Raw genomic sequence first — 7666 nt, 5'->3', positions numbered from 1 at the left:
GGAAAGACTATGGTTTTATCAGAAAGAATAAATAATATTTTAAACAGTGGGATAAATGGCTCTGAAATACTTTGTATTACATTTACTAATAAAGCATGTATGGAATTAAAAGAAAGAGTTTTATCAAGAACAGAGAATAAAGGAAAAAATATAGTGGTGAAAACATTTCATAGTTTTTGCCTTTCAATTGTAAAAGAATTTGCAAAGAAAAAATCAGATGTATTTTATGATTTTTTAGTTTTTGATGAAGAGGATACAAAAGAGCTTATAAAAAGATTTAACTTTTATAAAGATAAAGATGGAAATGTCCATCGGATAGATGTTGTGAGACTTCAAAACTGTATTAATTTACTTAAAGAAGTTAGAATTGAAAAAGGATTTTTTACAGGCAATGAAAAAGAGGATTTGAAAAATACATTGACTTGGATAAAGAAAGATAAAAATTTACTTATAAAGTTAGAAGAGAAGACTAAATTTTTTCATGATAGGCAATGGAAGAACGATTTAGAGTTGAAAAATTTATTTTTAAATCATGGTGATGAATATGTAAATATTTACAACACAGTGCTTATTACTAATAGAGGATTAGACTTTAATGATTTATTATCTAAAGCAAAGGAAATTTTTAATGATAAAAATATAGTCCAATTTTATAGAAGCAAATATAAATATATATCTGTAGATGAAATGCAAGATACGGGAATTGTAGAATATGAAATAATAAAAAAGCTTTTTAAAGGAAATAATGTGCTTCTTTGTGGAGATTTTTTTCAAACTATATATAGTTTTAGAGGTTCAAAGCCTGAAGTTATATTAGAAGATTTTAGAAAAACTAATCCTAAAGAAATCTCTTTTGAAGAAAATTATCGCTCTACTGAGATAATAAATAGAGTGAGTACTAGATTTCTTAAAAATAATTTTAAAGAAAAGTTTGAACATCTATATAAGAATGGGTTAAAGTCTTTTTCAAAAGAAGAAGGAGATAAAATAGAAGTTATAGAAAGAGAAACTATAAAAGAAGAAGCTAAAGGAATAGCTTTAAAATGTGTTGGATTAAAAAGAGAAAATAAAAATTTACGAAGCACATGTATTTTAACAAGAAATAATTATATAAATAAAGAATTAAGTGAAGCCATTAGAGGTTTAGATATAAATTTAGATTTTGAATTTGGACTTGTAGATGATTTTAAATTTTTTAGAAGAAGTGAAGTTAAGGATATAATAGCTTTTTTTAAGGTAATAATAAATGAAAATGATACATTGAATTTAGAGCGAATATTAAAGAGGTTAAATACAAATATATCTGAAGAGCTTTTAAAGAGAGTTTCAGATAGTGAGCATAGGAAATTACGAGTAAAATTAAATGATTATTTAAGTGATTATACAGAATTTGGAGAGTACTATACAAATTTAATTAATGGATTAAATAGAGAAGAGATTATAGTTTTTGATGTAGAGAGTACAGGAGTAGATGTTACTGAAGATGAAATAATCCAAATTGCGGCTATAAGACTTGATTCAAATGGAAGAGAAATAGAGAAATTTGAAAGATTTATAAAGCCAACAAAAAGTGTGGGGAAATCTTATTTAGTACATGGATTTACAGATGAAAAACTAAAAGAAATAGGAGAGGAAAAAACTATTGTTTTTGAAGATTTTTTAAAATTTATAGAGGGAAGAATTGTAGTAGGACATAATGTAAATTATGATATAAGTATTTTAAGTAGCGAACTCAGTAGAATGGGAGATAAAAGAATCTTAGTAAAGGGAATTTATGATACTTTAGAAATTTATAGAAGATTTTATTCGAATTTGCCAAATCACAAACTTGAGTATTTAAGTGAAAAATTTAATACTGAAGCTAAACCGAGTCATGATGCATTAGATGATATAAGAGCAACAGGTGAAATTTTAGTTCTGGCCATAAATAATAAGATAAGAGAAAGTTCAAAAGGAAGAGAAAAATTAATTGAAGAAAATTATAAGAAATTCAATAAATTTAGAATGAAATTAAATAAAATAAGAGAAGAAAGCCTGATTCTTAGAAGTTATGAAATGATAGACTACCTATTAGGAAATTTCAATTTTTTTGGACGATACTCAGAAATAGAAAAAACTATAAAAAAAGAAAATATAAACAAGTTAAAAGAAATTTTAAAATATTCTGACAATAAAGACAAATGTCCTAAAGATTCTATAATTGAAACTATAAATATAACCGGACTATCAAATGGAGAACTTGAAGAATTATTATTAGATAGAACAGGAAAAATAAGAATACCTATTTTAACAGTTCATCAAGCTAAAGGATTAGAGTATGACAATGTTTTCATAAGTGGGCTTGTAGAGGGGATTTTCCCTAATAAAAAAGGCAATTTAGATGAAGAAAAAAGATTGTTTTATGTAGCAATGACTAGAGCAAAAAAACGAATAATTCTTACTTATTCCAAAAGGAATTATTGGGGAAAATTAGTTGAAAAAAGTAGTTTTTTCAAACTGATTTAGAAAAGTAAAAATTTAACTAGAGTATTATGAAAAAACAAACAATAAGAAAGAATTATAAACAAATAAGGAACTTTTAAGAAAGGCTATTGAGGAAAAGGAGAAAAGGATATAAAATCAAATTTAAAATATGAAGCTTCATACAATAAAAACAAAACTAAATTTATAAAAAATAAAACTAAATTTAAAAGAAAGTTAGAGTGAGTAAAATATGAATTTTTTTAAAGAGTTTTCTCCTTTTCAAAAAGGATTTTTCTTAGTGTTCCTAATAGCTAACATAATATCTTTTTTCATACCAGTTATGATAGGAACAGGAACTTGGACACAAACTTTTGAGTTTGTAAGCATAGTAGGTATTATATCAACAATATCAGGGATTTTTACAGCTATATATCAAGCTAAAGCAAGTATAAAGTGTTACTTTTGGTGGACACTAAACACTGTTACATATGCAGTTGTTGCATGGGGAAGTCATTTATATGGGCAAGTTATTCAAAATATAATTTTTATATTGCCACTTATAGTGATTGGATTTATAGACTGGAGAAAAAATTTAGATCAAAAACATAGTGGGGAAATAGATATAAAAAGATTTAAGAAAAAACATTGGATAATGACAATTATATTTCTTATAGTTGCATGGTTCTTATATGGATGGTTTTTAAAATCTTTACCACAAATTTTAAGTCATATAGGATTAACATTACAGCCAGATAAAGAATATATTTTAGATTCTTTAACTACTGTATTTACAATATTTGCAGTATTCTTAACATCAAAAAGATATATGGAACAATGGTATTTTTGGATATTATCAAATCTAGGAATCGTACTTTTCATAGAATCTATGATAGTTAGTGGTATTACATCCAATGATTTTGCAGGAGCATTAAATTGGTTACAATATGGTGTTATAGCATTCTATGGATACTACAATTGGAATAAAATGTATAAAAGAAGAATGAAAAACAAGGCATAATAAAAAGCGTAGTCAAATGACTACGCTTTTTTTAATTCACTTAAATTTATTTCTTTACCATCAAAGTTATATGCAGAAATTAACCTTGAATCTTCTTGAGTAGAAACAGTAGCTTTCATTCTATTTACTCCCGGTTTTAGTTTTTGAACATAAATTATTTTATCTGGAGTTATAGAAATGTTTAATATATCTACAGGGTTAAAAGATATAAGTACTTTACCATTGGGTTCAACAACATCATATCTAGTTTGTGAGTGACAAAGGAAAAGTCCATTTTCAAATTTTATATTATTGTATCCGTTTATTGTGATGATTCCTTTATCTTCCTCATAAAGATATAAACTATTTGGGAATTTAGAATCACCGACATTTTTATAAGATCCAAAATAACCAGCAGGTGTAATAGTTCCTTTTGATAAAGGTTGTAAATAAGATTTAACATCTGTAGTTTTTTTTGTGCCTAAATTATATAAAAAATCTTTATTTTCTGTATTTTCGTAAAAAACTGTCTCATTAGAAATAGTCTGAACTATCCCAGGAACAGTAGCAATAACTTTCCCAGTGGAATTTAAAATATCAGACGAGTTATTTAAATATCCAACATAGTAATTACCATTTTGAAATGACTCAATAGCATAAGCATTTCCAGGGATAATATTATATTTAGGATTTATAAAATAATTTCCATTCTTATCAATCAATCCATAGACTCCATTTTTTTGAATCATTGCATAGTTTCCAGTAAACGGATAAGCTGATTTGTATTGAAAAGGAACAATAGTACTTCCTCTACTATCAATATATCCATATAGAGAGACACCATTAATGGATTTGCAAGCTAAAAATGGAGCATTAGATGCATTTTTTTGAATAGATGTATAAGAGAAATCTGTAACCATGTTTTTCTTTTGAATATTATATAAAGCATATAAATTATCATTATTAGAAACAGCAAATACATTATTATTTACACCGTAGATATTAGTATATTGTATTGGTAAAGCTACAGAACCATTAAAGTCTAATAATCCATAAAGTCCTTTACGATTAGTTACAACAATACCATTATCTTGTATACTTACTGAAGCATAATCCTTAGATGAAACGAGTATTTTACCATCTATATTTGCAATAGATTCATTACTTAAAGGGTTTAAAACTAAAAAATTATTTTTTATTGTAAGCGAATTATAGTTAGTAGGAATTATAATTTTATTTTCAAAATTAATAACTCCAATTAAGCCACTAGCTGAATTTGTTACCTTTAAAAGTTTATCTTGCAGACTAAGTACAGAAACTTGTTGAAAGCTTCCAGGAACATGATCTAAGACAGCACCTTCACTGTTTAAAATATCAGTTGTACCGCTTTGGGTAATTCCAATAAAAAAGTATTTTCCGTTTTCCTCTTTAGAAAGTAAAGTTTTATATTTTGCAGCAACAATAACTTTTCTATTAACATCTACAACGCCATAAAGCCCATTTTCTTTATTTTGAAAAACTAAGGGTGTTAGGAATGTGATTTTAACTTCATGTTTTTTTGGAGCACCAATTGCAACAATTGCTACACAGATTAAGATAGCAACAATGGGCAATAAAAACTCCTTATAATTTATTTTTTTCAGGTTTAATTTCATAAATATCCTCCCATATTATTTTCAACACTTAAAATTATAAAGGGTAAATAAATAGGAAATGTGAAGAAAGAACAACAAAAATATAAAAAAAGTGTGAACTATGTTATGAAATTAATAATTAAGAAGGATGTGATCTAAATTTAAGACTTCTTAAGGATAAAACTTAAAGAATTTAGATTATAATATTAAGAAAAGGAAGGAGAAGATAAAAAATGAATGATGAGATGGAAAAAGATTTTAATAGTTATGGACATGGAGCAAAAGTTCCTGTAGATATAGATAAAGAAATTAAAAATTTAGAGGAATATTTAGGTGTTGATACAGAGCAGAGTAGGAAGCCTACATATTTTGCATTTGCAGGATTATTTGTTATATTAGCAGGATTAATTTTTAATTTTTTTATAGTTATAGGAATAGTATTAGAAGTAATTGCACTGGCATTTGCAATAAAAAAGGGGTATTTAATAGCTTATAAGTGGAATAGAAGTATTGTTATGTATATAAAAGGGGGTTTTGGAGAAAGTTTAGATTATTTAGAGAGACTTCCTAAAGAGGAAAAAGAAAGTGAGTCATATAAAAAAATGAGGGCACTTTTAAAAAAAGAGGGATTTTAAAAAAGAGTTAATTTAATATATAAAAAGGATTGCGTATGCAATCCTTTTTTTAGTGAAACATTCTAGTTTTTAATGGTCTGAAAATTCTATTTCTGTAAGTTCAGACGAGTTAGAACTGTTGAGATTTTTAGTCGTATTTATTTCGTTAATTATAATAGGTAATGATAGCGTAAATGTAGAACCTATGCCAGGACTACTTTGAAGTGTTATATCACCTTCGTGTTGGAGTGCAATAGATTTGCATAAAGATAGTCCTATTCCACTTCCTTCGCTTTTATTTAGTGAATCCGAAGCTTGAACAAATCTATTGAAAATACTTTTTTGATTATCCTTAGAAATACCAACACCGGTATCTTTAAAGCTTATAGATAGTGTAGAGGGAGATACTTTATCCACAAATACATAAATATTTCCTCCAGGCGGAGTAAATTTTAAAGCATTTGAAAGAAGATTTAAAGTAACACGTTCAATTTTATCTTTATCAAAAAGTGTATAAAGTTCTTCATGTGAAGTATCGAAAATAAGAGAAATATTTTTCTTTTCTGCGTAAGCTACTGTTGAAAGGCAAGTGTCTTCAATAATTTCTACGATATTATAATTTTTTTTATCTAAAAGAAAATAGCCAGCATCAATACGAGTTGTATCGATAATATTATTAATAAGTTTTAATAGTCTATAAGAGTTTTTCTTTAAATAATTAAACTTTTCAATACTATTTTCAGTATTTAAGGAAACTTCACCATTTTTTATATAGACTTCAAAAAGGCTTATTGTGCTTATAATAATATTTAAAGGGGTTCTAAGTTCATGTGAAATATTAGCTATGAAATTTGTTTTTAAAGAATCAATTTTTATTTGTTCGTTATATAGATTCTTAACAATTATATTCTTTATTATGAGATAGAAAACAAAAATTAAAATAAAAATTAGAAGGGTTTTAAAAGTATTTAATTTTTGCTCGTTTGCAAAAGATGTATTCCCTTTAAATGAATAGGTTTCCATTGAATACGGATTATTAGCTATTATTTTATAAGTATCTAAATCTTCATTAATAAGAAAATCAGATGTAATTTGTTTTGGAGATACAGTATTATCAGATATATTATTTTCAGAAAGAATGGCTTTTGCAATATTATTGCCAGTTTGTAAACCACTATAGTTAAAAGCTCCGATATTAAATCTAGTAGCAAAATCTGAAAATCCTCCATAAATTGGATTATCAGTAAATCGAGCAATTTTTTCAACAGAGCCAAAAGGTGTTATTTTAGTTTGTATCTCATTAGTTATTTCAAAAAGTGAAGAAAAAACTACAGTTAATGAATTTTTTTGATTAAAGCTATTAGTTAATTTAGACCACTCATCAGAATAAATTAAATTATAAGAGAGGTGAGAATATTTTTTCATGTAATTATCTATATAAGGATAGAAATCAGAAGATAAAAAATTCTTATCAATTAAAAAATTTATAGTATGAACTTTATGTAAATCTAGAATAAGATTCATCTTTTTTTCAAAATCAAAATTTATAGAATGAAAATTATAATACTCAGGGAATGAGTGCTTGTTAGGCAGATTTACGTCAAATATATGAATATTAAAATTATCTAAATAACCTGTTGGATAGTTTTGCAAAAGTTCATATGAATCGCATCCAAGTGAGATAATTGAAATAACATTATTTTTTTCTGCAATGTGTTTGATATTCTGTATTTCAAATTCATCCTCTGGACTATTAACTACATATCTTAAAATTTTTATGTTATTCTTTGAAAGTTCAGATTCTAATCCTTCAAATAGCTTAGCAGAAAACTCTGAGGAAAATGTAGGGTTTAAAACCAATACAAATTCTTCCTCTTGAGCAGAAACTGACTTTCCAGGAAATAAAAAAATAAATAATAATATTAAACTAAATCTCATAAAATTTTTCATAAAGTACA

Annotated in this window: 5 protein-coding genes; 3 read left to right on the top strand and 2 right to left on the bottom strand. The window is 26.0% G+C overall.

Annotation, left to right across the window (positions count from 1 at the left end; translation table 11 throughout):
- On the top strand, positions 1–2505 hold a 2505-nt coding region (locus Q0W06_RS04530), incomplete at its 5' end, for a 3'-5' exonuclease (protein ID WP_297631959.1).
- 208 nt (positions 2506–2713) lie between these two features.
- Positions 2714–3481: a nicotinamide riboside transporter PnuC gene (gene pnuC, locus Q0W06_RS04525; protein ID WP_297631958.1), complete on the top strand. Its 768-nt coding sequence runs from the start codon at positions 2714–2716 to the stop codon at positions 3479–3481.
- A gap of 20 nt (positions 3482–3501) precedes the next feature.
- Here pnuC and Q0W06_RS04520 read toward each other — a convergent pair whose 3' ends face one another.
- Positions 3502–5115, bottom strand: a complete 1614-nt coding sequence (locus Q0W06_RS04520) for a WG repeat-containing protein (protein WP_297631956.1) — start codon at positions 5113–5115, stop codon at positions 3502–3504.
- 212 nt (positions 5116–5327) lie between these two features.
- On the opposite strand from Q0W06_RS04520, the gene Q0W06_RS04515 reads away from it, so the two are divergent.
- Complete coding sequence (locus Q0W06_RS04515) at positions 5328–5729, top strand: hypothetical protein (protein WP_297631954.1); 402 nt, start codon at positions 5328–5330, stop codon at positions 5727–5729.
- Between the two features lie 69 nt (positions 5730–5798).
- Here Q0W06_RS04515 and Q0W06_RS04510 read toward each other — a convergent pair whose 3' ends face one another.
- Positions 5799–7658: a sensor histidine kinase gene (locus Q0W06_RS04510; protein WP_297631952.1), complete on the bottom strand. Its 1860-nt coding sequence runs from the start codon at positions 7656–7658 to the stop codon at positions 5799–5801.
- Positions 7659–7666: the final 8 nt, after the last annotated feature.

Source organism: uncultured Clostridium sp. (assembly GCF_947072515.1).
GTDB lineage: Bacteria > Bacillota > Clostridia > Clostridiales > Clostridiaceae > Clostridium.
The sequence above is the reverse complement of the archived record's forward strand: the minus strand, read 5'-3'. Positions and strand labels throughout refer to the sequence as shown.

Bases quoted from the DNA above. Each gene is read 5' to 3' on its own strand.
- pnuC (WP_297631958.1), top strand. From the start codon at position 2,714: ATGAATTTTTTTAAAGAGTTTTCTCCTTTTCAAAAAGGATTTTTCTTA.
- Q0W06_RS04520 (WP_297631956.1), bottom strand. From the start codon at position 5,115: ATGAAATTAAACCTGAAAAAAATAAATTATAAGGAGTTTTTATTGCCC.
- Q0W06_RS04515 (WP_297631954.1), top strand. From the start codon at position 5,328: ATGAATGATGAGATGGAAAAAGATTTTAATAGTTATGGACATGGAGCA.
- Q0W06_RS04510 (WP_297631952.1), bottom strand. From the start codon at position 7,658: ATGAAAAATTTTATGAGATTTAGTTTAATATTATTATTTATTTTTTTA.